The following is a 26,080-nucleotide window of genomic DNA, read 5'->3' on the forward strand; positions in this document are numbered from 1 at the left end:
GCCGGTGGCGGGCCTACGTCACCGGCGTGTCGGGCGCGGAGTCCGCACGACGGCGCGCCCCTCGGGCATGGTGAGCGGATGCCGAGGAGTTACGCGCGGCCCGCGTGCACGGCCTCGAGGGCCTCGGCATCCGCGGGGGACATGCCTGTGATCGGCTCGCCGTTCCAGACGATGTCGTCGCCGAGGGCGGCGAGCACCTCCTTGCGGTCGCCGTGGGAGATCTTGGCTCCGTGCACGATGGTCGCCGGGCTCCACAGCATCGCGGCGTCGTCCCACCATCCGGCGCCGACGTCGCGGACCCGCACGAGGTCGTGCAGCGTGTGCGGGAGGTGCGACAGCGGCTCGGTGAAGGCGTCGGCGAGGACGGCGAGCGTGATCTGACGCTGCGTGCCGGGGACCGCCACGACCGTCCGATCGATGGAGCCCTCCATGGCGCGGGAGACGTCCTCGGCCTCGAGCAGGATGACGCCGTTCGTGGGCCGCGGATTGCACTCGATGATCTTGTAGTCCGGTGCGTCGGGGGTGCCGTGGTCGACGAAGTCGAAGGAGATCTGGCCCGTGAACGTCGGGTCGAGGGCATCGACGAGCTGCTGCGTGTACCGCAGCGTGTCGGTGCTGTCGACCGCGATGAAGCCGATCGCGGTGCTGTGCGCCCACTGCTCGGCGGCCTTGTACGTCGTGTGGGCCGTGACGCGGCCGTCGACGACGACGCTGTACGTGCAGACCATCGGCCCGTCGACGAACGGCTGCACGAGCCACGGCTGCTCGGGCGTCGGCACGCAGTCCTCGATCGGCACCTTGCCCGCGAGCGGCCCGGTGTTCGTGAGGAGCCCGACCCCGCCGCGCGAGAACGCCGCGCGGGCGAAGTACCGGGGGAAGCGGTCGATCGCCGCGCGGAGTTCGTCGGGCGACGTGACGACGACCGTCTCGGGGATCGGCACGCCGGCATCCTGAGCCAGGCGCTGGAAGCTCGCCTTGTCGTGGAGGCGGGCCAGGTCGGCGAAGCTCCCCGCGTACAGCTCGACGCCGTCCGGGAGGTCGGCGACGCGGGCCGCGAGGTAGAAGACCTCCTCGAACGTGGGGATGATCACGTCGATGTCGTGCTCGCGCACGTACGCGCCGACCGTCTCGATGAAGGCATCCGTCTCGAATCGAGGAGACGGGGTGACCAGGTGGCCGGCGAGGAAACGGGAGTGGTTGCCGACCGCGCCGTCGTACGTGTCGCTGGCGAAGACGGTATGGCCGACGCTGCCGAGCTTGCGGACGAGGTCCAGGGCGAACGTGTTGCGGGAACTGGTGATGAGCACGCGCATGGAGGCACCCTCGGTCGAGCCGGCAGATCGTGGCGTCAGCCTACCGACCGTCGCCGGCTCACCCGAGCTCTGCCCTCACCTTCGCGACGATCGCGTCGGTCGACAGGCCGTACCGCTCGTGCAGCGTCGGCAGCGCCCCGGCATCCAGGAACTCGTCCGGCAGCCCCACCGGCACCACCCGACGACCGATCCCGCGCCGGATGAGGGCGCCGGCGACGGTCTCGAACAGGCCGCCCACGACCGTGTGGTTCTCGAGCGTCACCGCGAGGCGCGGAGTGTCGAGCTCCCGCACGACGGTCTCCTCGTCGAACGGCTTGAGCGTCGGGGCGTGCACCACGGCGACGTCGATGCGGTCCGCCGCGAGCCGCTCGGCCGCCTGGAGGGCGCGCATGGTCATGAGCCCGCTCGAGACGAAGACCACGTCGGCTCCCGGCCGCACGACCTTCGCCTTCCCCAGCTCGAACGTGTAGCCGTACTCGTCGAGCACCGTCGGCACATTGCCCCGCAGGAGGCGCAGGTAGGTGGGGCCGTCGTGCTCCGCGAGCTGCGGCACGGCCGCGGCGATGTCGACCGAGTCGCACGGATCGACGATGGTGAGGTTCGGCATCCCGCGGAAGATCGCCACGTCCTCGGTCGCCTGGTGACTCGGACCGTAGCCGGTCGTGAGGCCGGGGAGGCCGCCCACGACGTTGACGTTCAGGTTGGGCTCGGCGATGTCGAGGCAGATGAAGTCGTACGCGCGACGCGCGGCGAACACCGAGTAGGTGGAGGCGAAGGGCACCAGTCCGACCTCGGCCATGCCCGCGGCCGCGCCGAAGAGCAACTGCTCCGCCATCCCCATCTGGAAGAACCGCTCGGGATGCCGGTCGCGGAAGATGTGCATATCGGTGTACTTGGCGAGGTCGGCGCTCAGGCCGACGACGCGCTCGTCGCGCTCGGCGAGGGCGGCCAGCGCGTGGCCGAACGGAGCCGGCGCGGTCTTCTGCCCCGGGTCGGCGAACGAGGCGATCATCGCCGACGTCTTCAGCTTGGTGGTGGTGGTGCTCATCGGTCGGCCTCCTCGAAGCCCGCGATGAGCTGCTGACGACAGATGGCCCATTCGTGCTCGTCGATTCTCATGAAGTGGTTCTTCTCCCGCTGCTCCAGCAGCGGCACGCCCTTGCCCACGGTGACGTCGCACAGGATCACCTGCGGAGCCCCGACGGGGTCGCGGTCGGCGATGGCGTCGAACGCGGCGAGCACGGCATCCGGGTCGTTCCCGTTCACGCGTTGGGTGTTCCATCCGAACGCGGCCCACTTCTCCTCGGCCGGTTCGATCGCCAGCACCCCCGCCGTGGGGCCGTCGGCCTGCAGGGCGTTCATGTCGACCAGGGCGGTGAGATTCCCGAGCCGATGGGATGCCGCGCTCATCGCCGCCTCCCAGGTCGAGCCTTCGTTGAGCTCACCGTCGGAAAGGAAATTGAACACCCGGGAGTCGCTGCCACGATGGCGCAGGCCCAGGGCCATGCCCACCGCGACGGTGAGCCCGTGACCGAGGGACCCACCCGAGATCTCCATCCCGGGCGTGTAACTGGCCATCCCCGACATGGGCAGGCGCGAATCGTCCGACCCGTAGGTGTCGAGTTCTTCGAGCGGAAGGATGCCGGCTTCCGCCAGCGCCGCGTAGAGCGCGATCGCGTAGTGCCCGGTGGACAGGAGGAAGCGGTCGCGCTCGTCCCAGTGCGGATCCGCCGGACGCTGTCGCAGCTGGTCGAGATACACCGCGGCGAGCACGTCCGCGGCGCCGAGGGCCTGGCCGATGTAGCCCTGTCCCTGGACCTCGCCCATGTGCAGGGCGTTGAGGCGGATCCGTTGCGCGCCCGCGCGCACGCGGGCGACGCGGTCGGTCTCGGTGGTCGGACGTGTCTGAGTGGTCATCGATGACTCCTCGTCGAGACGATGGGCGGTCAGTGGAGGTGGCTGCCGCCGTTGATGTCGATCGTGGTGCCCTGCAGGTAGGCGGCCTGATCGCTGGAGAGGAAGACGAACACCGCGCCGACCTCCTCGGGGGTCGCGGTGCGTCCGAGCGGGATGCCGGCCACGATGCTCGCCTCGAGCTCGTCGGTGCTCCCGACGCGGATGTTCGTGTCGACGGCCCCGGGCGTGACGGCGTTGACGGTCACGCCGGAGTCGCCGAGCTCGCGCGCGAGCGCCTTGGTGAAGCCGAGGATCGCGGCCTTCGCGGCGGAGTAGGGGACTTTGCCGAACACGCCGCCCCCGCGCTGCGCGGAGACCGACGACATGTTCACGATCCGGCCGAAGCCCTGAGCGATCATGCCCGGGAGGAACGCCTTGGTCACGAGGTAGGTGCCGGTGGCGTTGACGGCCATGACCTTGTTCCACAGGTCGAGCGTCGTCTCGAGGAACGGGACGGGAGACGTTATCCCGGCGATGTTCGCCAACGCGCCGACGGCGGGCAGGCGGCCGGCGTCGACCTCGGCCTGGACGGCGGCGTGCGCGGCCTGCACGGACGCTTCGTCGGCGACGTCGACCTTCCCGCCGTACGCGGCGACTCCGTGTTCGGCGGCGATCTCCGCCGCGACCTTCTCGGCCAGCGGCCCGTCGAGGTCGAGGACGGCGACGGCCCAGCCCGCCTTGGCGTACTCGTGGGCCGTGGCGCGGCCGATGCCCCGCTCGGCGGCGGCGCCGGTGAGGACGGCGGTGCGGGTCGTGGTCATGGGATCACCCTTCCTTCTGTCGCGTCGTCGCGACCGTCGCCATGCTAGATCGAAGTTGTCGGCAGTACAAGCGTAGAACTGTTGACAGTAAGACTCTGGACCTGCACAATCGATCCGACGGCGGTCCGGTACCGCTCGTGCACAATGACGTGAGAAAGGGCACAGTGATGAGCACAGAAGCCATCAAGATGCGAGGGCCGGTCCGCGGGACGAAGGACGTGCGGCGCGTGGCCGTGGGCTCCGGAGTCGGCGCGGTCATCGAGACCTACGACTTCATCGGATTCGGAACCGCTGCGGCGCTGTATTTCGGAACCGCGTTCTTCCCCGGCGGTGACGCGCTGACGGGAGTCCTCCTGTCGTTCGCGACGCTCGGCGTCGGATTCGCCGCGCGACCCCTGGGCGGGATCATCGGCGGGCACCTCGGCGACCGGGTCGGACGCAAGCCGGTCCTGGTGACCTCGCTCATCGTGATGGGCCTCGCGACGTTCGCCATCGGCCTGCTGCCCACCTACGCGGTGGCCGGCATCGTCGCGCCGATCCTCCTGGTGACCGTACGCATCATCCAGGGTCTCGCGTTCGGAGCCGAGTGGGGCGGCGCGATCCTCATGACCTACGAGCACGCCCCGTGGCGCTCGAAGGGATCCTTCACCGGGATCGTCCAGGCCGGCTTCCCGGTCGGTCTGCTGATGGCCAACCTCGTCTTCCTCATCAGCGTGCACCTGCCCGGCGACTGGGCCTGGCGCGTGCCGTTCCTCGCCAGCATCCTGCTCGTCATCGTGGGTCTCGTGATCCGCTCCAAGGTGCCCGAGTCGCCCGTCTTCGAAGACGTCAAGAACGAGGGCAAGATCCTCAAGTCGCCCCTGACGGAGGTCATCAAGTCGGACTGGCGCAACATCCTCCGCGGCATCGGTCTGCGCGTCGCCGAGACGGCCGGATACGCCGTGTCGGTCACCTACCTGATCTCGTACCTCAACACCAACAAGATCACCCAGAGCTGGCAGACCCTTACCGCCCTGTGCATCGCGGCCGGCGTCGGCATCTTCGCGACCTGGGGCTGGGCCAAGCTCACCGACCGCATCGGTCGCCGCCCGGTCTACATCGTCGTCTGCGCGCTCGGTATCCTGTGGGGCTTCCTGATGTTCCTCGGCGTGAACACGGCCGTGTACCCGCTGATCGTGGTCGTGATCGTGCTGTCGTACGCGGTCTTCCAGAACGCGCTCGCCGGATGCCAGGGCGCCTGGTTCCCGGAACTGTTCACCGCCAACACCCGCACGTCCGGAGCCTCGCTGGCCTACCAGATCTCGGCGATGGTGTCGGGCTTCACCCCGTTCATCACGACCCTGCTGTTCGCGTCCTTCGGGTGGGTCGGGCCCGCGGCGCTGTTCTCCCTGTACGCCGCGATCGGCCTGGTGTCGGCGCTCGCGACCCGGGAGACCTGGACCCGCCAGCAGCGTGAAGCGGTGGTCGAGGCCGAGCGCGTGCACGCCGCCGCCTGAACCTCGGGAGACGTGGGCGCGGGAACGACGTATCGACGTCGTCCCGCGCCCACGCGCGTTTCGGCGCCGGGGCCGCTCTGCCGAGCACGTGCGGTCCCGGCGCTCGTGCGCGTGACCGGGCCGGGGCGTGTTCCGGCGCTCGTGCGCGCGTCCCCGCGCCGGGGCGGGGCGAATCTAGGATGAGGGAAACGAACGGAAGGGGCGTCGTCCGATGAGCGAATCGTCGATCCTCGGCCTGCAGCGTCTGACGCTCCGCGAGCAGGCCGTCGACGCTCTGCGTGGCGCCATCGTCAGCGGGGAACTGCCGCCGGGCTCGCACGTCTCCGAGGTCGAGATGGCCACGCGCCTGCAGATCAGCCGCGGCACGCTCCGCGAGGCAATGCGATCCCTGCAGATCGAGGGGCTCCTGACGGCGGGACCCCGCGGGCGCCTGCTGGTGCGTCACATGACCGACCGTCAGGTGCGCGACCTGTTCGCCGTCCGTGGGGCGCTGGAGGCGATGGCCGCGCGCGAGCTGACGATGCGCGAAGACCGCACGGCGATCGTCGAGACCCTGCGCGCTGCGGTCGCCCGCCTCGACGCGGCGGGGAGCGGGGCCGTCGAAGCGCGCCTCACCGCCGACATGGACTTCCACCGCGAGATGTGCCGCCTGACCGGGAACGAGACGCTCCTGCAGGCCTGGACCGCACTGGAGAGCTCGATCCAGATGTCGGTGACAAACTCCGGCATCGATCGTGCCGTCCAGAACATGGATGTCGCGCGCCACGTCGCCATCGTCGATGCGATCGCCGCGGGCGACCCCGCGCAGGCCGGCGCCACCGTCGAGGAGCACATGCAGCACGCGGCCGAGGTCCTCACCTCCTGATCCCGCAGACGACGATGCCCCCGGCCGCTCTCGGGCGCCGGGGGCATCGTCATCGGTGGCTCAGCAGGTGCCGGAGGCTTCGTAGGCGCTCAGGACGGCCACCTTGTCGGCCGAGGCGGACGCGGAGTCGAATCGGTAATCGAGCCACTCCCGCACAAGGCGACGGGCGAGCTCGAGGCCGATGACCCGCTGACCGAGGCACAGCACCTGGGCGTCGTTGGACAGCACCGAGCGCTCGACCGAGAACGAATCGTGCGCGGTCACCGCGCGGATGCCGGGGACCTTGTTCGCCGAGATGGCGACGCCGAGGCCCGTGCCGCACACGAGCAGGGCGCGATCGGCCTCGCCGCGGGCCACCCGCTCGGCGGCCGCGATGGCGACCGTGGGGTAGGGCGTGTGGCCGTCGGCATCCACTCCCGCGTCCACGACCGACGCCACCCGCGGGTCGGCGAGGAGGTCGGCCTTGAGGGCTTCCTTGTAGGTGTAGCCGGCGTCGTCGCAGCCGACGACGATGCGGAGCGGTGTGGCGGTCATGCGGGGGTCTCCTTCGGGGTGGCACCGAGCACGTGAGCCGTGACGGCCGTGATGATGAGGGCGAGGGACGTCGCTCCGGCGTCGGGGGTGCCGACGCTCCGCTCGGCCAGAGGCCGCGCACGCCCCACCCGGGGGACGAGGTCACGGGTGGCATCGGCGTCGGCCATGGCGGCAGCGGCGGCATCCCGCCACGCGGCGGGGTCGTGCGGGTCGAGGGCGGCGACGCGGTCGGCGTAGGGGAGGAGGACGTCCATCATGGTCTTGTCGCCGAGGGCGGCACCGCCGCGGCGGGCGATCTCGTCGCGGGCCGCCTGGATCGCGGAGGCGATCGCGGGGGCGGTCACGGCGGTCTCGTCGCCGAAGCGGTCACCGACGGCGCGCAGCGCGGCGCCCCACAGGGCGCCCGAGGTGCCGCCCGCGACATCGGCCCAGGCGGTGCCGGCGCGGGTGAGCACGGAGCCCGCGCCGCTTCCCGCGTCCCGCGCCGCGCGGGCGGCGTCGAGAGCTGCGCGAGCACCGCGCTCCATGCCGATCCCGTGGTCGCCGTCCCCCGCCACCGCATCGATCCGGCCCAGTTCGTCTGCCGCGTCGACCACCGTCCGGGTGAGGACGTCGAGAGCGTCGACGACGCGCGCGGCGGCGGCGCGGGAGACGTCGCTACCCGGTGCCGCCGGAGCGTGGACGGGGGTCGCGGCCCGGTCTTGCACCCGGGCGCGTTCCTCCGGACTGAGGGCGGCGGCCGCCGAGGCGGCGCCCTTGCGGTACGCGGGCGCCGCGGAGGGGCTGGTCCAGAGGCGTTCGAGCTCGTCGTCGAGCCAGAACAGCGTGAGCGAGATCCCGGCCATGTCCAGACTGGTGCAGAGCTCGCCCACGTCGGGGGAGACGACGACGAGTCCCGCCTCCGCGAGGAGACGCGAGACGGTGGCGTAGACGACGAAGAGCTCTTCGTACTTCACGGTGCCGAGGCCGTTGAGCAGCACCGCGACGCGGTCGCCCGCGCCCGTGGGTCGCTCGGCGAGGACGCGTTCCACCAGCAGCGCGGCCAGGTCGGCGGCCGGGGGGATCGGGACGTCGGAGATGCCCGGTTCCCCGTGGATGCCGAGACCCAGCGACATGAACCCGTCGGGGACGGTGAACAGCGGCGCGTCCGCCCCGGGGAGGGTGCACCCGGCGAAGGCGACGCCGAAGCTCCGGGTGCGGTCGTTGGCGTGGCGCCCGATCCGGACGGTCTCGGCGAGGTCGTAGCCGGCGCCCGCCGCCGCGCCCAGCGTCTTGAACACGGTCAGGTCGCCGGCGATGCCGCGACGGCGGTGCTCCTCGCCCGCCGGGGCGCTGGCGATATCGTCGGTCACCAGGACGATCTCGGTGGGGACGCCCTCCGCGCGCAGCCGCTCGGCCGCCTCGCCGAAGTGCAGCACGTCGCCGGCGTAGTTGCCGAAGGTGAAGATGACCCCGTGTCCGCGATCGGCGGCTCGTGCGACCGAGTAGGCCTGCTGCGCCGAGGGGGACGAGAAGATGTTGCCCATCGCCGCGGCGTGCGCGACGCCCTCGCCGACGAGGCCGCAGAACGCGGGGTAATGGCCCGTCCCGCCTCCGACGATCACGGCGACCTCGTCGTAGGCGGTCGATCGCACGACGCCGCCCGGGACGGCCATGACCTCGTCGGCGTGCGCGGCCACGAAACCGTCGATGAGCTCGAGGGGGAACGCGGCCGGGTCGTTGAACAGGCGGGTCATCGCACACCTCCCGCGAGGGATGCCGCGGCCTCGAGCCGCGCGGACACGAACCGCCCGGCGGTGAGCGCGGCGTCGGCGCGTTCGTCGTCGGAGACGTCACGGGTCTCGAGTTCGAGCGAGAGTGCGCCGTCGTACCCGTGCTGGGCGAGCGAGAGAGTCAGGTCGTCGAAGTCGACCTCGCCGCGGCCGACCGAGCGGTGGATGTCGCCCGGGGCGGCGTCGCGGATGTGCACGTGACGCGTGCGGTCGGCGAACCGATCCAGGAAGCGTCGCGGCGTCGATCCGCCCGCGGTGATGTGGCTCACGTCGCACACGACCCCGATCGAGTCGGGGAGGCGCTCGAGGAGCGCGCCGGAGCGGTCGAGGTCGTAGGTGAGGCGGAACCAGTGCGGTGCTTCGACCCACAGCTCGAGCCCGCGGTCGCGGGCGCGTTCGTCGACCCGCGAGAGCTCCGCGGCGACGAGGTCCAGGTCCGTCTCGAGGTCGCGGACGGGCGCGTGGTCGAGCCGCCCGTTCGGGAGGACGAGGGCGCGGGCGCCGACCCGGGCGGCGAGGTCGAGGAGGAGATCGGCGTGGACGGCGCGGGCCGCCGCACCCGTGGCATCCATCGGCACGTTCAGGTCGCCGACGTCACCGTTGACCGAGACCACGGACAGTCCCGAGTCGAGGATCGTCGACGCCACCTCGGCGACCGCGGCGGGGGTGAGGTCGTAGGGGACGTGGTCGCAGACGCCCGGCAGGGCACCGAGGTCGATGCCGGCGAATCCGCGCGCGGCGATCTCGCGGAGGGCGGCTCCGAGGGGGAGGTGGCGAAGGGTGATCGTGCTGCAGATCACACGCGGGCTCAGCGACATGGGTGTTCCTCTCTGAACGGACCGCTGGTCTATCGCGGTCGAGAATACCCTGTCGACATTCAACTGTCGACAGTCAAACGATTCGAGGGTGCGGGGAAACGCGTCCGCAACACGACGCTGAGTAGAGTCGTCACATGGGTGACCTGTTCGACGGTTACGGCTCCACGCTGGCGCCGCGCAAGACCGCATCCGGCATCCCGGCGTACGACGAGATGTTCGGCGTCCCGGCCACCCCGGGAGACACCGCACCCTCGCGCGAGGCGTATCGGGAGCTTTACCAGACGCTGGCGCAGATGACGCAGGAGGAACTGCGCGGGCGCACCGACTCGCTCGCGAGCTCCTATCTCGCCCAGGGCGTCACGTTCGACTTCGCCGGCGAGGAGCGTCCGTTCCCCCTGGATGCCGTGCCCCGGGTCATCGCGTACGACGAGTGGTCGCGCATCGAGGCGGGGGTGAAGCAGCGGGTGCGGGCGCTGGAGGCGTTCCTCGACGACGCGTACGGCAACCAGCACTGCGTGCGCGACGGCGTCCTGCCCGCCGGACTCATCGCCTCGTCCCAGTACTTCTACCGCCAGGCCGCCGGCATCCGCAGCGCCAACGGCGTTCGCATTCAGGTGTCGGGGATCGACCTGATCCGCGACGAGCACGGCGAGATGCGGGTGCTCGAAGACAACGTGCGCGTGCCCTCGGGGGTCTCGTACGTCATCTCGAATCGCCGCGTCATGGCCCAGACGCTGCCCGAGCTCTTCGTCTCGATGCGCGTCCGACCCGTCGGCGACTACCCGAACAAGCTGCTCGCGGCGCTGCGCGCGTCCGCCCCGCCCGGAATCGACGACCCGAACATCGTCGTGCTCACGCCGGGTGTGTACAACTCGGCGTACTACGAGCACACGCTGCTCGCGCGCCTCATGGGCGTCGAGCTCGTCGAGGGACGCGACCTGCTGTGCGTGGGCGGCAAGGTCTTCATGCGCACCACCCGCGGCCCGCAGCGCGTCGACGTCATCTACCGCCGCGTTGACGACGACTTCCTCGACCCGCTGCAGTTCCGCGCCGACTCGATGCTCGGCGCCCCGGGCCTCATGCTCGCGGCGCGCCTGGGCAACGTCACGATCGCGAACGCGGTGGGCAACGGCGTCGCCGACGACAAGCTCCTCTACACGTACGTGCCCGACCTGATCCGGTACTACCTCTCCGAGGAGCCGATCCTGAAGAACGTCGACACGTGGCGCCTGGAGGATCCGGGCGCGCTCGAGGAGGTGCTCGACCGCCTCGACGAACTCGTCGTGAAGCCCGTCGACGGCTCCGGCGGCAAGGGCCTGGTCGTGGGACCGGATGCCTCGCCCGCAGAGCTCGAGAAGCTGCGGAAGCGGCTGCTCGCCGACCCCCGCGGCTGGATCGCGCAGCCGGTCGTCATGCTCTCCACCATCCCGACGCTCGTGGAGGACGGCATGCGTCCCCGGCACGCGGACCTGCGTCCCTTCGCAGTGAACGACGGCGACGACATCTGGGTGCTTCCCGGCGGTCTGACGCGCGTCGCGCTCCCCGAGGGGCAGCTCGTCGTGAACTCGAGCCAGGGTGGCGGCTCGAAGGACACCTGGGTCGTCGGCGGTTCCGCCCCCTCGCACGTCGAGTACGGCCAGGGCAACGGCGTGTCCGGCCTCGTCGCCGACCAGGCGGCCGTGACCGAAGCGATCGCGATCGTCTACGACGGGCAGCCCGCCCCCGCCACGGCCCCGCGCGATCCGCGCGCCGACCGTGACCAGCAGGAGCAGCAGCAACAGGCGGATGCGGGCGTCGAGCACGGTCCGCAGGCCGAGCAGCAGCAACAGCAGCAGCAGACGGGGGAGGTGTCGTCGTGCTGAGCCGCATCGCCGAGTCGCTGTTCTGGATCGGCCGCTACATCGAGCGGTCCGACGGCACCGCGCGCATCCTCGACGTCCACCTGCAGCTGCTGCTCGAGGACCCGTGGATCGACGAGGACACCGCGTGCCGGTCGCTCCTCAGCGTCATGGGCTCGCCGTTCCCCGAGAACGTCGACACCGTCCGCCGCGAGGACGTGCTGGCGCGTCTCGCCGTCGACCGCATGAACCCGTCGAGCATCGCGTACTCGATCACCGCGGCCCGCGAGAACGCCCGCCGCGCGCGCGAGATCGTGTCGACCGAGCTGTGGGAGATCCTCAACACGACGAACTCCCGGATGCCACGGCGTCTGCAGACCGAGAAGGTGCACGAGTTCTTCCAGTGGGTGCGCGAGCGCGCGGCGCTCGCGATCGGGATCGTGGACTCCTCGACCAACCGCGACGAGGCGTGGCAGTTCTTCACCCTCGGGCGGAGCATCGAGCGCACCGACATGACCGCGCGCTTGCTGGCGACGCGGTCGCTCACCGAGGTCTCGGGTCCGTCGTGGACGACGATCCTTCGCTCGTGCGGCGCGTACGAGGCCTACCTCCGGACGTATCGCGGGATGCCGAGCGCCCGCAACGCGGCCGAGTTCCTGCTCCTCGACCGCCTGTTCCCGCGGTCGATCATCTACTCCATCCAGCGCGCCGAGGACTGCATGAGCGCCATCGACCCCCGCGCCGACCGCGTCGGCCACTCCAACACCGTGCTGCGTGCCCTGGGGCAGATCCGCAACGACCTGGAGTACCGCCCGATCAGCGACATCCTCGCCGAACTCCCCGAGCACATGCAGCGCGTGCAGACGGTGACCCGCGAGGCATCCGAGGCCATCCGGTCGCGGTTCTTCCCGACGCAGGCCGAGCCGGCGTGGATCGGAGAGATCTCGTGAAGCGTCTGCGCATCGAGCACCAGACCGGGTTCGTCTACCCGGGCGACGTCGTGGCCTCGTACAACGAGGCGCGGATGCTGCCCGGCTCGACCGACAGCCAGTTCGTCCTCAGCTCGTCGCTCGACATCGAGCCCTCGACCTCGGTGAACCAGTACGTCGACTACTTCGGCACCCGCGTCGCGGCGTTCGACGTGCTCTCCCCGCACCTGGGGCTGACGATCACCGCCCGCTCGCTCGTCGAGGTGCGCCCGCGCCCGATCGAGCACGCCGACATCACGTGGGAGGGGCTCCGCGAGGAAGCGGCCCGGTCGATCACGACGGTCGAACAGCTGACGCAGACACGTCGCACCATGCCCCACCCCGAGGTGGCGGCCCTCGCGCGCGAGATCGCGGCGCAGCACGAGCGTCCCGGTCCCGCCGCGCACGCGATCGCCGAGGCCGTCGGCGACGCCATCGAGTACATGCAGGGTGTCACGGGCGTGCACTCCACCGCGGTGGACGCGTGGGAGGCCCGCAAGGGCGTGTGCCAGGACATCGCGCACATCACCCTCGGTGCGCTGCGCGAGGTCGGGATCCCGGCCCGGTACGTCTCGGGTTACCTGCACCCGAAGCCCTCGGCCGAGATCGGCGAGGCCGTCACGGGCGAGTCGCACGCCTGGGTCGAGTGGTTCGCGGGCGACTGGCAGGGCTTCGACCCCACGAACAACATCGAGATCGGCGACCGCCACGTCCTCGTCGGCCGCGGCCGCGACTACAACGACGTCCCGCCGCTGCGCGGTGTCTACGCCGGGCCCGGCAAGAGCCAGCTCAAGGTGAAGGTGACGATCACGCGGGAGACGTGAGTCTCCCGCCCTCGCGGTGCGGGGCGGGATCCGCACAACTCCGGCGAAACCCGCGCCGACGTGTCGAACCACGCCCCCGTGCCGCCGAGGTGCCGGAGTTCTGCTCGGCGCGGCCGGCCCCGTGGCGTCAGCCGCCGGTCGAGGCGCGGATGACGAGTTCGGGCCGGAAGCGCACGCGGCGCGGCGTGCCCGTGTCCGCTTCGAGCAGCAGCTCGATCGCGGTCGCGCCGATCTCGCGCGCCGGCTGGCGCACCGACGACAGCGGCACCACCGTCGACTGAGCGAAGTCGATGTCGTCGTAGCCGATGATCGCCAAGTCGGCGGGGACCCGGATGCCGCTGAGGATCGCCGACCCCTGCAGCACGCCGACGGCGAGCAGGTCGTTGGCGCAGAAGGCGGCATCCGGTCGATCCTGGGGTCGACGCGCGGCGAATTCCTCGCCCACCTCGCGCCCCGCGAGGACGGTCAGCGCGGGCTTCTCGACGATCTCGAGGTGCGCGCCCGGCACCTCGGCGAGGGCGCGTCGTGCGCCCGCGAGGCGGTCGGCCACCTGACGCACGGCGAGCGGCCCACCGACGAAAGCGAGGCGGCGACGACCCCTCTCGAGGAGATGGCGGGTGGCGAGATAGCCGCCCTCGACATCGTCGACCGCGACCGAGGGGAGGTTCCCGTCGGGCGAGTCGCCGTCCACCAGGACGAGAGGGATGCCGGCCTGCGCCAGCGCCGCGGCACCGGGATCGCTCGGGGTCAGCAGCACTCCGCGCACGCGCTGCTCGCGGAAGAGGTCGAGGTAGGCGCCCTCACGCGTGCCGTGCTGCCCGCTGTTACCCAGCAGCACCGAGAGGCCTTCGGCGTCGGCGCGCTCCTCGACCCCGCGCGCGACCTCCGCGAAGAACGGGTTCGCGCTGTCGAGGACGATGAGCCCGACCGAGCGGCTGCGCCCCGCGCGCAGCTGGCGCGCGGCGTCGTTGCGGACAAAACCGAGTTCTTCGATCGTCGCGTGGACGCGTTCGAGGATCGCGGGGGAGACCTTCTCGGGTCGGTTGAGCACGTTCGACACCGTTCCGACGGACACCCCGGCGGCGGCCGCCACGTCCTTGATGCTCGCTGACACCGGTGCCTCCTCCGCTTGACGAGTCGAAGCTCCCACACTACAGTCTGAAACGATTCACCTTCTGAAACGATTCACGCGTTTCGGCCTCCCCCACCGTCGCGGAAAAGGAACGCCCATGAGCACCCTCACCCCCGAAATCCTCTCGACGCTGGAAGGTCAGGCGATCGAACTGCCGTCCTGGGCGTTCGGCAACTCCGGCACGCGCTTCCGCGTGTTCCCGACCGCGGGCACCCCGCGCGACCCGTTCGAGAAGATCGCGGACGCCGCGCAGGTGCACCGCCTCACGGCGCTCGCCCCGACCGTCGCGCTGCACATCCCGTGGGACCTCGTCGACGACTTCGGCGCCCTCCGCCGTCACGCCGAGGACCTCGGCGTGAAGCTCGGCACGATCAACTCCAACACTTTCCAGGACGAGGACTACAAGTTCGGCGCCCTCACCCACCACGATGAGCGCATCCGCCGCAAGGCCATCGACCACCACCTCGCCTGCATCGACGTGATGGATGCCACGGGCTCGCGCGATCTGAAGATCTGGCTCGCCGAGGGGTCGAACTACCCCGGCCAGAACGACATGCGCGGCCGACAGGACCGCCTGCAGGACTCGCTGCAGCAGATCTACGCGCGCCTCGGCGACGACCAGCGCCTGGTGCTGGAGTACAAGTTCTTCGAGCCGTCGTTCTACCACACCGACGTTCCCGACTGGGGAACCTCCTACGCGCAGGTGGCGGCCCTCGGTGACAAGGCGCTGGTGTGCCTCGACACCGGTCACCACGCGCCCGGCACGAACATCGAGTTCATCGTCATGCAGCTGCTGCGCCTCGGGAAGCTCGGCTCGTTCGACTTCAACTCGCGCTTCTACGCCGACGACGACCTCATCGTGGGCGCGGCCGACCCGTTCCAGCTCTTCCGCATCCTCACCGAGGTCGTCCGCGGCGGGGGCCTGAACAACCCCGATGTCGCGTTCATGCTCGACCAGTGCCACAACATCGAGGACAAGATCCCCGGGCAGATCCGCTCGGTGCTGAACGTCCAGGAGATGACGGCCCGCGCGCTGCTGGTCGACCGTGACGCGCTCGCCGCCGCGCAGCAGGCGAACGACGTCCTCGCCGCGAACGCGGTGCTGATGGATGCCTTCTACACCGACGTCCGTCCCGCGCTCGCCGAGTGGCGCGAGTCGCGCGGCCTCCCCGCCGACCCGATGGCCGCGTTCGCGGCATCCGGGTACCTGCCCCGTATCGCCGAGGAGCGCGTCGGCGGTACCCAGGCCGGCTGGGGCGCCTGATCCGAACCCACCGGGGCGGCGCCCCGAATCCGCCGTCCCGGTGTCCATCCCGCTGCCGCCCCGCGCCGGGCGGCCCACATATGGCTCGAGTGTCCAAGACACGCGGACGCGCCCCGCAGGCGTCCGCGTGTTCTGGACACCGAATGGTGAAAGGAACCTCCTCACATGACCAGCTCCACCGCCGCCGACCTCGTCGCGCGCAGCAATCGCCTCGGCTCCGACCCCAAGGTCACCAACTACGCGGGCGGCAACACGTCCGCCAAGGGCACCGACATCGATCCCGTCACCGGCGAGCCGGTCGAGCTGCTGTGGGTCAAGGGCTCCGGCGGCGACCTCGGCACACTCACCGAGAAGGGCCTCGCGGTGCTGCGCCTGGACCGCATGCGCGCCCTCGTCGACGTCTACCCCGGCATCGACCGCGAGGACGAGATGGTCGCCGCGTTCGACTACTGCCTGCACGGCAATGGCGGCGCGGCCCCGTCGATCGACACCGCCATGCACGGACTCGTGGATGCCGCCCACGTCGATCACCTCCATCCCGACGCCGGTATCGCGATCGCGACCGCGGCCGACGGTGAGGCGCTGACGACGAAGATCTTCGGCGACAAGGTCGTGTGGGTGCCGTGGCGTCGGCCCGGCTTCCAGCTGGGCCTCGACATCGCCGCGATCAAGGCCGCCAACCCGGAGGCGATCGGCACGATCCTCGGCGGACACGGCATCACCGCGTGGGGCGACACGTCCGAGGAGGCCGAGCGCAACTCGCTCTGGATCATCGACACCGCCCAGGCGTACATCGACGCGAACGGTGCGGCCGAGCCCTTCGGCGGCGTCCGCGCGGGCTTCGCGGCCCTGCCCGAGCCCGAGCGTCGGGCGAAGGCCGCCGCTCTCGCCGCGACGATCCGCGGGCTCGCGTCCACCGACAAGCCCATGGTCGGCCACTTCACCGACTCGGACGTCGTGCTCGACTTCCTGGCATCCGAGAAGGCGCCCGCCCTCGCCGCGCTCGGCACGAGCTGCCCCGATCACTTCCTGCGCACGAAGGTCAAGCCGCTGATCCTCGACCTGCCCGCCGACGCGCCGGTGGAGGACGCGATCGCGCGGCTGCAGGAACTCCACCAGGAGTACCGCGCCGACTACCAGGCGTACTATGACGCGCACGCGGATGCCGACTCCCCGGCGATCCGCGGGGCGGACCCGCTCATCGTCCTGGTGCCGGGCGTGGGCATGTTCTCGTACGGCGCCAACAAGCAGACGGCCCGCGTCGCGGGGGAGTTCTACGTCAACGCGATCAACGTCATGCGCGGCGCCGAAGCGCTGTCGACGTACGCGCCGATCTCGGATGCCGAGAAGTTCCGCATCGAGTACTGGGCGCTCGAAGAGGCCAAGCTCCAGCGCATGCCGAAGCCCAAGACGCACCAGGGGCGCATCGCGTTCGTCACGGGTGCGGCATCCGGGATCGGCAAGGCCATCGCCACGCGCCTGGCCGCGGAGGGGGCGTGCGTCGTCGTCGCCGACCTCGACCTCGAGAAGGCCCAGGCCGCTGCCGCCGAGCTGGGCGGAACCGACGTCGCGATCGGCGTCGCCGCGAACGTGGCGGATGCCGCGGGCGTGCAGGCCGCGATCGACGCGACGCTGCTGGCATTCGGCGGCATCGACCTCGTCGTCAACAACGCGGGTCTCTCGCTGTCGAAGCCGCTGCTGGAGACCACCGAGAAGGACTGGGATCTGCAGCACGACGTGATGGCGAAGGGCTCGTTCCTCGTGTCCAAGGCGGCCGCGAAGGCGCTCATCGCGCAAAGGATGGGCGGCGACGTCATCTACATCTCATCCAAGAACAGCGTCTTCGCCGGGCCCAACAACATCGCGTATTCCGCGACGAAGGCCGACCAGGCGCACCAGGTCCGCCTTCTCGCGGTCGAGCTCGGCGAGCACGGCGTGCGCGTCAACGGCATCAACCCCGACGGCGTGGTCCGCGGCTCGGGGATCTTCGCCGCCGGCTGGGGCGCCAACCGCGCCGCGACCTACGGCGTGAAGGAAGAGGACCTCGGCCAGTTCTACGCCAACCGCACGATCCTCAAGCGCGAGGTCGTGCCCGAGAACGTCGCCGACGCGGTGTACGTCCTCACCGGGCCCGAGCTGTCCCGCACGACCGGTCTGCACGTTCCCGTGGACTCGGGCGTCGCCGCGGCGTTCCTGCGATGACGCCGGCCGAGCCCGACGGCGCGGCCGGCGCTGCGGCGCCGGGCGGGGTACGCGCCGTCGCCGCCGTCGACCTCGGTGCCACGAGCGGCCGCGTCATGATCGGCCGCGTCGGCGACGACACGCTCGCGCTCGAGGAGGTCGCCCGCTTCCCGAACGGACCCGTCGAGCGCGCCGACGGATGGCACTGGGACATCGAGGCGCTGTGGGGGCACGTTCGTGCCGGGCTCGCCGAAGCCCTCCGGCGCGAGCCGTCGATCGAGAGCGTGGGCATCGACTCGTGGGCCGTCGACTACGGCCTGCTCCGCGGCGGTGAGCTGCTCGCCGAACCGTTCCACTACCGCGACGCCCGCACCGCGCGCGGAGTCGAGGCCGTCCACGCGGCGGTGCCGTTCGAGGAGCTGTACCGCCGCAACGGTCTGCAGTTCTTGCCGTTCACCTCCCTATACCAGTACGCGGCCGACCCGCGCCTCGGTGAAGCGGACGCGAGCGTCCTCATCCCCGATCTCATCGCCGAGCGCCTGACCGGGCGCGCGGTCGCCGAACGCACCAACGCCTCCACGACCGGCCTGCTCGACGTGCGCACGGGGGAGTGGGACACGGATCTCGCCGACGTGCTCGGCATCCCGGCATCCGTTCTGCCCCCGCTCGTGGACCCGGGTGAGACGATCGGCGAGACCCCCGCCGACCTGGGCGCGGTGCCCGTCGTCGCGGTCGGGTCGCACGACACGGCGTCGGCGATCGTCGCCGTTCCGCTGTCCACCCCGAACGCGGCGTACATCTCGTGCGGCACGTGGGGGCTCGTGGGGCTCGAGCTTCCGGAGCCGATCGTGACGGATGCCGCCCGCCAGGCGAACTTCACGAACGAGGGCGGCGTCGACGGGCGCGTGCGGTTCCTCCACAACGTCACCGGGCTGTGGCTCCTCAGCGAGACGGTGCGCGCGTGGGAGGAGGAGGACGGTTCCGCGATCGACCTCCCGCTGCTCCTCGCCTCGGCGGGTGCGGTGTCGCCACCGGCGCGCCTGTTCGACGCCGACGCGCCCGAGCTCGCCGCGCCGGGGGACATGCCCGGGCGCATCGCCGAGCTCCTCGGCGCCGACCGTCCCGGACGCGCCGGGCGCCCGATGTTCGCGCGCATCATCGTCGAGAGCATCGCTGCGGCGTTCGCCCGTGCCGTGCAGACCGCCGGTGAGGTGGCCGGCCGCGAGGTCGACGTCATCCACCTCGTCGGCGGCGGCGCGCGCAACGCGCTGCTGTGCCAGGCGACCGCCGACCGCGCGGGCGTTCCCGTGCTGGCCGGGCCCGTCGAGGCGACGGCGCTCGGCAATGTTCTGGTCCAGGCGCGCGCGCTCGGCAGCTTCGGCGCCGACGCGAGCCTCGAGAACCTGCGTGCGCGTGTCGCGCGCGCCTTCCCTCCGATCCGATACACGCCCCGCGGCTCCGTCGTCGCGGAACCGGCGTAGTCTGTGGTCAGACCACACGAAAGCGAGACTCCATGGTTCAGCGACAGCTGCCCAAGGTCGGCGAGCTCCTCGAGCTCATGCAGTTCAAGAAGCCCGAGCTCGACGCACGCAAGCGCCGCCTCGACGCCGCACTCACGATCAACGACCTCCGCACGATCGCGAAGCGCCGCACGCCCAAGGCGGCGTTCGACTACACCGACGGTGCCGCCGAGGGAGAGCTCTCGCTCGACCGCGCCCGCCGCGCGTTCGAGGACGTCGAGTTCCACCCCGACATCCTCCGGCCGGCCGCGAACGTCGACACGTCGTGCGAGATCCTCGGTGGCCCGTCGGCCCTGCCGTTCGGCATCGCCCCGACCGGTTTCACGCGCCTGATGCAGACCGAGGGCGAGACCGCCGGTGCCTCCGCGGCGGCGGCCGCCGGCATCCCGTTCACGCTCTCCACGCTCGGCACGACCTCGATCGAAGACGTCAAGGCCGCGAATCCCGTCGGGCGCAACTGGTTCCAGCTGTACGTGATGAAGCAGCGCGAGATCTCGTACGGTCTGGTCGAGCGGGCCGCGAAGGCCGGGTTCGACACCCTGCAGTTCACGGTCGACACCCCGATCGCCGGCGCCCGCCTGCGCGACAAGCGCAACGGATTCTCGATCCCGCCGCAGCTCACGCTCGGCACGATCGTGAACGCCATTCCGCGTCCGTGGTGGTGGTACGACTTCCTCACCACCCCGAAGCTCGAGTTCGCGTCGCTCAGCACCACCGGCGGCACCGTCGGCGAGTTGCTCAACGCCGCGATGGACCCGACGATCAGCTACGACGACCTCGACATCATCCGGGGCATGTGGCCGGGCAAGCTCGTCGTCAAGGGCGTGCAGAACGTCGCGGACGCGGCCCGCCTCGTCGACCTCGGCGTCGACGGCATCGTCCTGTCGAACCACGGCGGACGCCAGCTCGACCGCGCGCCGATCCCCTTCCGCCTTCTGCCGCACGTCGTGCGCGAGGTCGGCAAGGACGCCACGGTCATGATCGACACCGGGATCATGAACGGCGCCGACATCGTGGCATCCATCGCCCTGGGCGCGAAGTTCACGCTGATCGGCCGCGCGTACCTCTACGGCCTGATGGCCGGCGGACGCCAGGGCGTCGACCGGACGATCGCGATCCTCCGCAGCGAGATCGAGCGCACGATGGCGCTGCTCGGCGTCTCGTCGCTCGCCGAACTCGAGCCCCGCCACATCACGCAGCTCACGCGTCTCGTGCCGGTCGCCGACGGGGCCGACGCTCGCGTCTGAGTCTTGGGGCGCGTGGCCCGTCGGGGAGCCGCTGGGGCGCTGCCGCCGCCGCGCAGCGTCAGTGATCCACGCAACCTCAGTCCGGATCCCCTGGATGCCGCTGAGCCTGGGCGGATCGCTGAGCTTGTGCCGCCGCCGGTCGCCGCCGCCGCGCAGCGTCAGTGATCCACGCAACCTCAGTCCGGAATGCATGGATGCCACTGACCCGGCGCGGATCGCTGAGGTTGTGCCGGGCGTCTGGCGCCCCGGGCTGAAGAGGTCGCGCGGTGCGGGCCGTGGCATCCATTGCTCCGGCGCGCAGAGTCAGCTATTCGCGCAACCTCAGTCCGAATCCGTGGATGCCGCTGACCCAGCGCGGATGACTGAGCTTGTGCCGCCGCCGGTCGCCGCCGCCGCGCAGCGTCGGCGATTCGCGCAACCTCATTCCGGATCCCCTGGATGCCGCTGACTCGGCGCGGATCGCTGAGGTTGTGCCGCGTCGACCGCCGTTACGCAGCCTCCCCGCGCGAACCTCGGGCGCTCGCGGCCGCTCCCAGCGTGAGCGTGGAGAGCAGGCCCAGGGCGAGGAAGCCGGCCGCGGTGAACGCCGCCGCACGGGTGCCGTCGCTGAACGCCGCCTTCGCGTCGGACGCGAGGTCCTGCGTCTGCGGCGCCTGCTCGAGCCCCACGATCGCCGCGCCGGCGCTGTCGACGACCTGCGACACGACCTGGTCACGCTGGTCGGCCGGCAGACCGCGGTCGTCGAGGGCAGATGCCAGCACGCTCCCCGTCGTGGAGAACAGCACCGTGCCGAGGATCGCGACGCCGAGAGCCGCGCCCAACTGCCGCGAGGTGGACTGGGTGCCCGAGGCCGCGCCGCTCTCCGCAGGCGGGACCTCGGCGAGCACGACGCCGGTGAGCTGCGCGGTGGCGAGCCCCACGCCCATGCCGTAGACGAACAGGAACGGGATGAGAGGGCCCCAGGTGGCATCCGGTCCGATCGTGAAGGCGACGCCCGCCACGCCGATGATCTCGCCCAGCAGGCCCGCTCGGACGACCCACACCGGCGCGATGCGGCCGCTCAGGGCGCCCGCGACGCCGCTCGCGACGAACGACCCGATCGCGAGCGCGAGCAGCAGGAGACCGGTCTGCAGCGCGTCGAATCCGACGACGAACTGCAGCCACAGGGGGAGCGCGAGGATGATGCCGAACTCCCCGAGCGACACGACGGCCGCGGCGATGTTGCCGTTGCGGAACGACGCGATCCGGAACAGGCCCAGCGCGAGCAGCGTCGAGCGGCGCGCGCGCTGCCGGTGTACGCCCCACGCGACGAACGCCGCGAGGGCGACGGCCGCCACGGCGAACGCGATCGGCACGGGCGACAGCGACAGCGGCCACTGCCACTCGCCGATCTGCGGGTTCTGCTTCACGGTCCACCAGCCGTAGGTGCGGCCCTCGATGAGTCCGAAGACGAGTGGCGCCATCGTCAGCACCGACAGCAGCGCCCCGACGCCGTCGATGCTCTCGCGCCGGTCGCTGCGAGATTCGGTCACCGTGACGAGGACGCCGATCACGATCAGGATGCCGAGGGGGATGTTGATCCCGAACGCCCACCGCCACGAGAACGAGGTGGTGAGCCAGCCGCCGAGGAGGGGGCCCACGGCCGCCATGCCGCCGATCGTCGAGCCCCACACGGCGAAGGCGATGCCGCGTTCGCGTCCGCGGAAGGTCGCGTTGATCAGCGACAGCGTCGTCGGCAGGATCATCGACCCGCCGACGCCCTGCACGAGCCGCGCGAGGATGAGGGCGCCGCCGCTCGGGGCGAGCGCGGCGGCGATCGAGGCGACACCGAAGATCGCGACGCCGATGAGCATGAGCCGGCGCCTGCCGAACCGGTCGGCGAGGCTGCCGAACACGAGCAGCAGCGACGCGAAGACGAGGGTGTAGGCCTCCTGGACCCACTGCACCTCGGTGGAGGAGATGCCGAGATCCTCCACGATCGAGGGAACGGCGACGTTGACGATCGTCGAGTCCACGATGATCAGCGACACGGCGATGCTGATGAAGACGAGCCCCGCCCAGCGGCGCCCGGCCATGCGTTCGTTCATATTGCTAGCTTATCTAGCGAAAATGCTCTATGGGTAGCAATCCTTTAGAGGTTCCTTAGGCCACGCAACGCAACGGTGTCTTAGCATCGGGGAATGAGGAGCGAACGGTGTCCGAGACCTCCCCGATACTGAACGTCAAGGCCGTGGGGGCGCGCGTCGTGAGGGGGGCGCTGCCGATCGCGCCTGCGCCCGACATCCTCGACCTGCGTTTCCTGGCTGACGTGGAAGCCGGTCCCGCGCCTCGAGTGTGGGTGGATGCCAGCGCGCAGGCGCTCGAAGCGCTCCTGATCGCGCGCTCCCGCGTCGACCACGTCGACGATGGGCTCCGCCTGATCGACGCGCATTTCGCGGACGGTCGACTGCGCGCGCCCGCGCGGCTGGCCGCGGCCACCCGCTCCACCCTGTTCTCCGCGGTCGCCGAGGTGTACGCGGCATCCGGATCCTGCCGACGGGCCGGGGAGTACGCCGCGACGGCGATCACGTACGCGGACGACGCGGTGACGCTCTACCGCGCGCACGCCGTGCGCACCCTGGCCGCCGCGATCAACGGCGAATACCGCCTGGCGGGGGAGAGTCTCGCGGTGTGCGAGGAACTGGCATCCACGTCCGGATGGGAGATGGTGTATCCGGACTACGCGGTGTTGCTGGCGCGGATACTGATCTCCTCCGCCGCGCTGGATGTCGAGTCCTTGGCGGCCACGGCGATGGAACTGCGCGAGGGCGCTCCGAACGACCCGTTCTGGCAGTACACGGCCCGCGCTGCCGAGGCGATGTGCGCGCTGGTCCGCCGGGACTACGCCGAGGGCATCGTGCTCGTGGCTGCCCTCGCCGGGGGGACCGAGTCGTCGTCGGGGCACGCCATGGTGCGGGGATTCGCCCAGGGCGTGTACGCCGACCTGCTGCTCGCGCGCGGCGAACCGCGCCGGGCCCTGGCCGTGCTCGAGGGGCGCGTGTCGCCCCCGGGTCACGCCCTGTGCTTCGACATGCAGCGCGCCGCGGCGCTCATCGCCCTCGGCCGCGAACGCGAGGTTCTGGAGACCACCGACCCGTGCCTCCGCATGGGCACTCAGCACTGTGTCCGCACGCTCACGCCGCTGCTCCTGCGCCGGGCCGTGGCCCACGCGCGGCTGGGCAACGACCAGGCCGCCGATGCCGCCTTCGCGGAAGGGTTCCATCTGTCGGAATCCCTCGGGGGATCGCTGACGCCGTATCTCACGTTGCCGCAGGCCGAGGTTCTGGCGCTGCTGGAGCGGCTGGCCGCGCAGCATCCCGCCTCGGCGGGGACGGCGGAGCGTCTGGCCGCGATGCTCGAGCTCGTGCCCACGCACGACCACCGTCCTCCGCTGCCCAACCTCAGTCCGCGGGAGGAGCGCCTCGCGCTGTCGCTGCGCGGTCCTCGCAGCCTGCCGCAGATCGCCGAGGAGCTCGACGTGTCACCGAACACCGTCAAGTCGCAGCTGCGCTCGATCTATTCGAAGCTGCAGGTGTCCGGTCGCGACGCCGCGGTCGCCGTGCTCGAGGCGCACGGCTTCTACGTGTGACGGTACGGCGCCGGGGCTGACGGCCCCGCGGTGGCGCGGGCCCCGCTGAGTCCGGCGGTCGCGGTGGGCGCGGCTGCGCTCAGGCCGACGGCCGCGCGTGAGGCGCGGGCCGGACCGTGGCCGCGGACCGGTCCGACGGGAGCGGAATCGGCGTCGTCCCCGCGACCTCGTCGCTGAAGTCCTCGGGCTCGACCGCGATGGTGGTGATCGGACGCGTCTCGTCGAGCGTCAGGCGGAACCGCTTCGTCTCGTGTTTGTGCACGCGACCGCTCGCCATCGTCCACGCGACGCCGATGCCGCACGCGAGGAACGCGACGATCGCCGCGAGGCCGATCGCGAAGCGCGGTCCGAACGCCTCGGCCACCCACCCCACGATCGGGGCGCCGATGGGCGTGCCGCCGAGGAGGATCGCCATGTACAGCGCCAGCACGCGACCGCGCAGGGCGGGGTCGGTCGTGGTCTGCACGTAGCCGTTGGCCGTGGTGAGCGTCGTCACGACGCAGAAGCCGGTCAGGACGAGCGTCGCGGCGTAGGCCTCGTAGCTCGGCACGAGAACGGAGAGAGTGGATGCCACGGCGAAACCGCCGGCGCCGAAGATCACGACCCGCATGCGGGCACGCTCGCGGCGCGCGGCGAGCAGGGCTCCGGCGAGGGACCCGATCGCGACGAACGAGCTCAGCAGCCCGAAGCCGTCGGCGCCGCGGCCGAATTCGAGAGCCATCGTGGACGCGAAGATCGGGAAGTTCATGCCGAACGCGCCGAGGAGGAACACCATCGCGAAGGTCACGACCAGGTCGGGGCGCTTCGCGACGTAGCGGAACCCGTCCGCGAGACGCGCGGGACCGCCGCCGCGGTGGTGACGGACCAGCTCGTGCGGGCGCATCAGCGCGAGGGCGCCGAGCATGCCGACGAACGTGAGCGCGTTGGCCAGGAACACCCACCCGGTGCCGACCACGACGATCATGATCCCGGCCACCGCGGGGCCGATCAGGCGGGCGGTGTTGAAGGACGCGGCGTTGAGCGCCACGGCGTTCGAGGCGTTCTCCTTCTGGACCAGGTCGGACACGAACGCCTGGCGCGCCGGGTTGTCGAACGCCGTGATGACGCCAAGGGCGAGCGCGAACACGAACATGAGCGGGAGCGTCATCACGCCGGTGAGCAGCAGGATGCCGAGCGTGATGGCCATGAGCAGCATCGCGCTCTGCGTGCACATGATGAGCTTGCGACGGTCGAACCGGTCGGCGACCCACCCGGTGACCCCGACGAGCAGGAGGGGCGGCGCGAACTGCAGCGCCATCGTCACGCCCATCGCGGCGGCGTCGTTGGGGGTCAGCTCGGTGAGGACGACCCAGTTCTGCGCCGTCGATTGCATCCAGGCGCCGATGTTCGACACCAGGGCGCCGATGAACCAGACGCGATAGTTGTAGACCGAGAACGAGCGGAACATCGCACTCATGTGTCTGCCACCTTTCGCATGATCTCGGCCGCGGCGGCCAGGGTTTTCCGTTCCTCGTCGGTCAGCGCGGCGAGGGCCTCCTCGAGCCAGGCGTCGCGGCGCCGCACGGTCTCGGCGACGACGAGGCGACCGGCATCCGTCAGCGCGATCGTCACCTTGCGGCGGTCGTCGTCGTCGGGGGTGCGGGTGAGGTAACCCGCCTCCTCGAGGAGCGACACCGTGCGGTTCATCGAGGGGGCGGTGACGCGCTCGCGATCCGCGAGCTGTCCGAGCGTGTGCTCGCCGTGGAGCGAGAGCGCCGCGAGCACCGCGAACTGCCCGTCGCTCATGGTGTCGATTGCGCGCTGGGCGCGCAGGCGACGAGCGAGGCGGAACGTGGCCATCCGCAGCTCGGAGGTCGGGCTGTGGAGCTCATCACGCGGGCCGGATCGGGGGGATTCGTCGACGCGTTCGTTCATGATGCTCGATATTTAGCATAGCTCATTAGTCTTGCTAACGGTTCGATCC

21 protein-coding genes are annotated in these 26,080 nt (G+C 70.9%); 10 read left to right on the plus strand and 11 right to left on the minus strand.

Features of this window, described 5'->3' with window-relative positions; genetic code table 11:
• Window positions 1–89 precede the first annotated feature (89 nt).
• Genes RKD05_RS08495 through RKD05_RS08510 form a run of 4 tightly spaced genes read right to left on the minus strand, consistent with a single transcriptional unit; the run spans window position 90 to window position 4,030 of the window.
• A complete protein-coding gene (locus RKD05_RS08495) occupies window positions 90–1,313 on the minus strand; it encodes a carbamoyl-phosphate synthase large subunit (RefSeq protein WP_424709366.1) in 1,224 nt (407 codons plus the stop codon).
• Window positions 1,314–1,371: 58 nt separating this feature from the next.
• On the minus strand, window positions 1,372–2,361 hold the full coding sequence (locus RKD05_RS08500) for a transketolase family protein (protein ID WP_424709368.1): 990 nt from the start codon (window positions 2,359–2,361) through the stop codon (window positions 1,372–1,374).
• Window positions 2,358–3,230 (minus strand): transketolase, encoded by an 873-nt coding sequence (locus RKD05_RS08505; RefSeq protein ID WP_424709369.1) that lies wholly within the window; start codon window positions 3,228–3,230, stop codon window positions 2,358–2,360. Before RKD05_RS08505 ends, RKD05_RS08500 begins: the two co-directional genes overlap by 4 nt.
• A gap of 29 nt (window positions 3,231–3,259) precedes the next feature.
• Window positions 3,260–4,030 carry an SDR family NAD(P)-dependent oxidoreductase gene (locus RKD05_RS08510; RefSeq protein ID WP_424709370.1) on the minus strand — a complete coding sequence of 257 codons (771 nt, stop codon included), beginning with the start codon at window positions 4,028–4,030 and terminating at the stop codon, window positions 3,260–3,262.
• Window positions 4,031–4,197: 167 nt separating this feature from the next.
• Here RKD05_RS08510 and RKD05_RS08515 point away from each other — a divergent pair, with 167 nt between their 5' ends.
• Both RKD05_RS08515 and RKD05_RS08520 read left to right on the plus strand, forming a co-directional pair.
• The gene (locus tag RKD05_RS08515) at window positions 4,198–5,526 is read left to right on the plus strand and encodes an MFS transporter (protein ID WP_424709371.1); all 1,329 of its coding nucleotides are present in this window, start codon (window positions 4,198–4,200) and stop codon (window positions 5,524–5,526) included.
• Window positions 5,527–5,737: 211 nt separating this feature from the next.
• A complete protein-coding gene (locus RKD05_RS08520) occupies window positions 5,738–6,391 on the plus strand; it encodes a GntR family transcriptional regulator (RefSeq protein WP_424709373.1) in 654 nt (217 codons plus the stop codon).
• Window positions 6,392–6,451: 60 nt separating this feature from the next.
• Here RKD05_RS08520 and RKD05_RS08525 read toward each other — a convergent pair whose 3' ends face one another.
• The 3 genes from RKD05_RS08525 to RKD05_RS08535 are packed head-to-tail and all read right to left on the minus strand — an operon-like array spanning window position 6,452 to window position 9,515.
• Entirely contained in the window at window positions 6,452–6,925 is a 474-nt protein-coding gene (locus RKD05_RS08525) for a ribose-5-phosphate isomerase (RefSeq protein ID WP_424709374.1), read from the minus strand.
• Window positions 6,922–8,661 carry a dihydroxyacetone kinase family protein gene (locus tag RKD05_RS08530; protein WP_424709375.1) on the minus strand — a complete coding sequence of 580 codons (1,740 nt, stop codon included), beginning with the start codon at window positions 8,659–8,661 and terminating at the stop codon, window positions 6,922–6,924. The genes RKD05_RS08525 and RKD05_RS08530 overlap by 4 nt, the downstream gene beginning before the upstream one ends.
• Complete coding sequence (locus RKD05_RS08535; RefSeq protein WP_424709376.1) at window positions 8,658–9,515, minus strand: sugar phosphate isomerase/epimerase family protein; 858 nt, start codon at window positions 9,513–9,515, stop codon at window positions 8,658–8,660. The genes RKD05_RS08530 and RKD05_RS08535 overlap by 4 nt, the downstream gene beginning before the upstream one ends.
• Before the next feature lie 134 nt (window positions 9,516–9,649).
• Here RKD05_RS08535 and RKD05_RS08540 point away from each other — a divergent pair, with 134 nt between their 5' ends.
• The 3 genes from RKD05_RS08540 to RKD05_RS08550 are packed head-to-tail and all read left to right on the plus strand — an operon-like array spanning window position 9,650 to window position 13,145.
• Complete coding sequence (locus tag RKD05_RS08540; protein WP_424709378.1) at window positions 9,650–11,377, plus strand: circularly permuted type 2 ATP-grasp protein; 1,728 nt, start codon at window positions 9,650–9,652, stop codon at window positions 11,375–11,377.
• Window positions 11,371–12,303, plus strand: a complete 933-nt coding sequence (locus tag RKD05_RS08545) for an alpha-E domain-containing protein (RefSeq protein ID WP_022877639.1) — start codon at window positions 11,371–11,373, stop codon at window positions 12,301–12,303. Before RKD05_RS08540 ends, RKD05_RS08545 begins: the two co-directional genes overlap by 7 nt.
• Window positions 12,300–13,145: a transglutaminase family protein gene (locus RKD05_RS08550; RefSeq protein ID WP_424709379.1), complete on the plus strand. Its 846-nt coding sequence runs from the start codon at window positions 12,300–12,302 to the stop codon at window positions 13,143–13,145. Before RKD05_RS08545 ends, RKD05_RS08550 begins: the two co-directional genes overlap by 4 nt.
• 127 nt (window positions 13,146–13,272) lie before the next feature.
• On the opposite strand, the gene RKD05_RS08555 is transcribed toward RKD05_RS08550, so the two are convergent.
• Window positions 13,273–14,259: a LacI family DNA-binding transcriptional regulator gene (locus RKD05_RS08555; protein WP_424709381.1), complete on the minus strand. Its 987-nt coding sequence runs from the start codon at window positions 14,257–14,259 to the stop codon at window positions 13,273–13,275.
• A gap of 115 nt (window positions 14,260–14,374) precedes the next feature.
• Between RKD05_RS08555 and rhaI the strand changes: the two genes are divergently transcribed.
• The 4 genes from rhaI (at window position 14,375) to RKD05_RS08575 (ending at window position 20,489) form a co-directional block, all read left to right on the plus strand.
• Window positions 14,375–15,541: an L-rhamnose isomerase gene (rhaI, locus tag RKD05_RS08560; protein WP_424709382.1), complete on the plus strand. Its 1,167-nt coding sequence runs from the start codon at window positions 14,375–14,377 to the stop codon at window positions 15,539–15,541.
• A gap of 165 nt (window positions 15,542–15,706) precedes the next feature.
• The gene (locus tag RKD05_RS08565; protein ID WP_424709384.1) at window positions 15,707–17,743 is read left to right on the plus strand and encodes a bifunctional aldolase/short-chain dehydrogenase; all 2,037 of its coding nucleotides are present in this window, start codon (window positions 15,707–15,709) and stop codon (window positions 17,741–17,743) included.
• A complete protein-coding gene (locus RKD05_RS08570; protein ID WP_424709385.1) occupies window positions 17,740–19,203 on the plus strand; it encodes a rhamnulokinase in 1,464 nt (487 codons plus the stop codon). Before RKD05_RS08565 ends, RKD05_RS08570 begins: the two co-directional genes overlap by 4 nt.
• Window positions 19,204–19,235: 32 nt before the next feature.
• A complete protein-coding gene (locus RKD05_RS08575) occupies window positions 19,236–20,489 on the plus strand; it encodes an alpha-hydroxy acid oxidase (RefSeq protein WP_424709386.1) in 1,254 nt (417 codons plus the stop codon).
• Between the two features lie 488 nt (window positions 20,490–20,977).
• Here the strand turns inward: RKD05_RS08575 and RKD05_RS08580 are convergent, their stop codons facing one another.
• Complete coding sequence (locus RKD05_RS08580) at window positions 20,978–22,576, minus strand: DHA2 family efflux MFS transporter permease subunit (protein WP_424709387.1); 1,599 nt, start codon at window positions 22,574–22,576, stop codon at window positions 20,978–20,980.
• 107 nt (window positions 22,577–22,683) lie between these two features.
• Between RKD05_RS08580 and RKD05_RS08585 the strand changes: the two genes are divergently transcribed.
• Window positions 22,684–24,117, plus strand: a complete 1,434-nt coding sequence (locus tag RKD05_RS08585; RefSeq protein WP_424709388.1) for a response regulator transcription factor — start codon at window positions 22,684–22,686, stop codon at window positions 24,115–24,117.
• Window positions 24,118–24,196: 79 nt separating this feature from the next.
• Here RKD05_RS08585 and RKD05_RS08590 read toward each other — a convergent pair whose 3' ends face one another.
• Together RKD05_RS08590 and RKD05_RS08595 are read right to left on the minus strand one after the other, a co-directional pair.
• Window positions 24,197–25,573 carry an MFS transporter gene (locus tag RKD05_RS08590; protein ID WP_424709390.1) on the minus strand — a complete coding sequence of 459 codons (1,377 nt, stop codon included), beginning with the start codon at window positions 25,571–25,573 and terminating at the stop codon, window positions 24,197–24,199.
• On the minus strand, window positions 25,570–26,031 hold the full coding sequence (locus RKD05_RS08595) for a MarR family winged helix-turn-helix transcriptional regulator (protein ID WP_424709392.1): 462 nt from the start codon (window positions 26,029–26,031) through the stop codon (window positions 25,570–25,572). Before RKD05_RS08595 ends, RKD05_RS08590 begins: the two co-directional genes overlap by 4 nt.
• Window positions 26,032–26,080: the final 49 nt, after the last annotated feature.

The sequence above is a fragment of the Microbacterium sp. SLBN-111 genome (assembly GCF_049739645.1).
Lineage (GTDB): Bacteria > Actinomycetota > Actinomycetes > Actinomycetales > Microbacteriaceae > Microbacterium.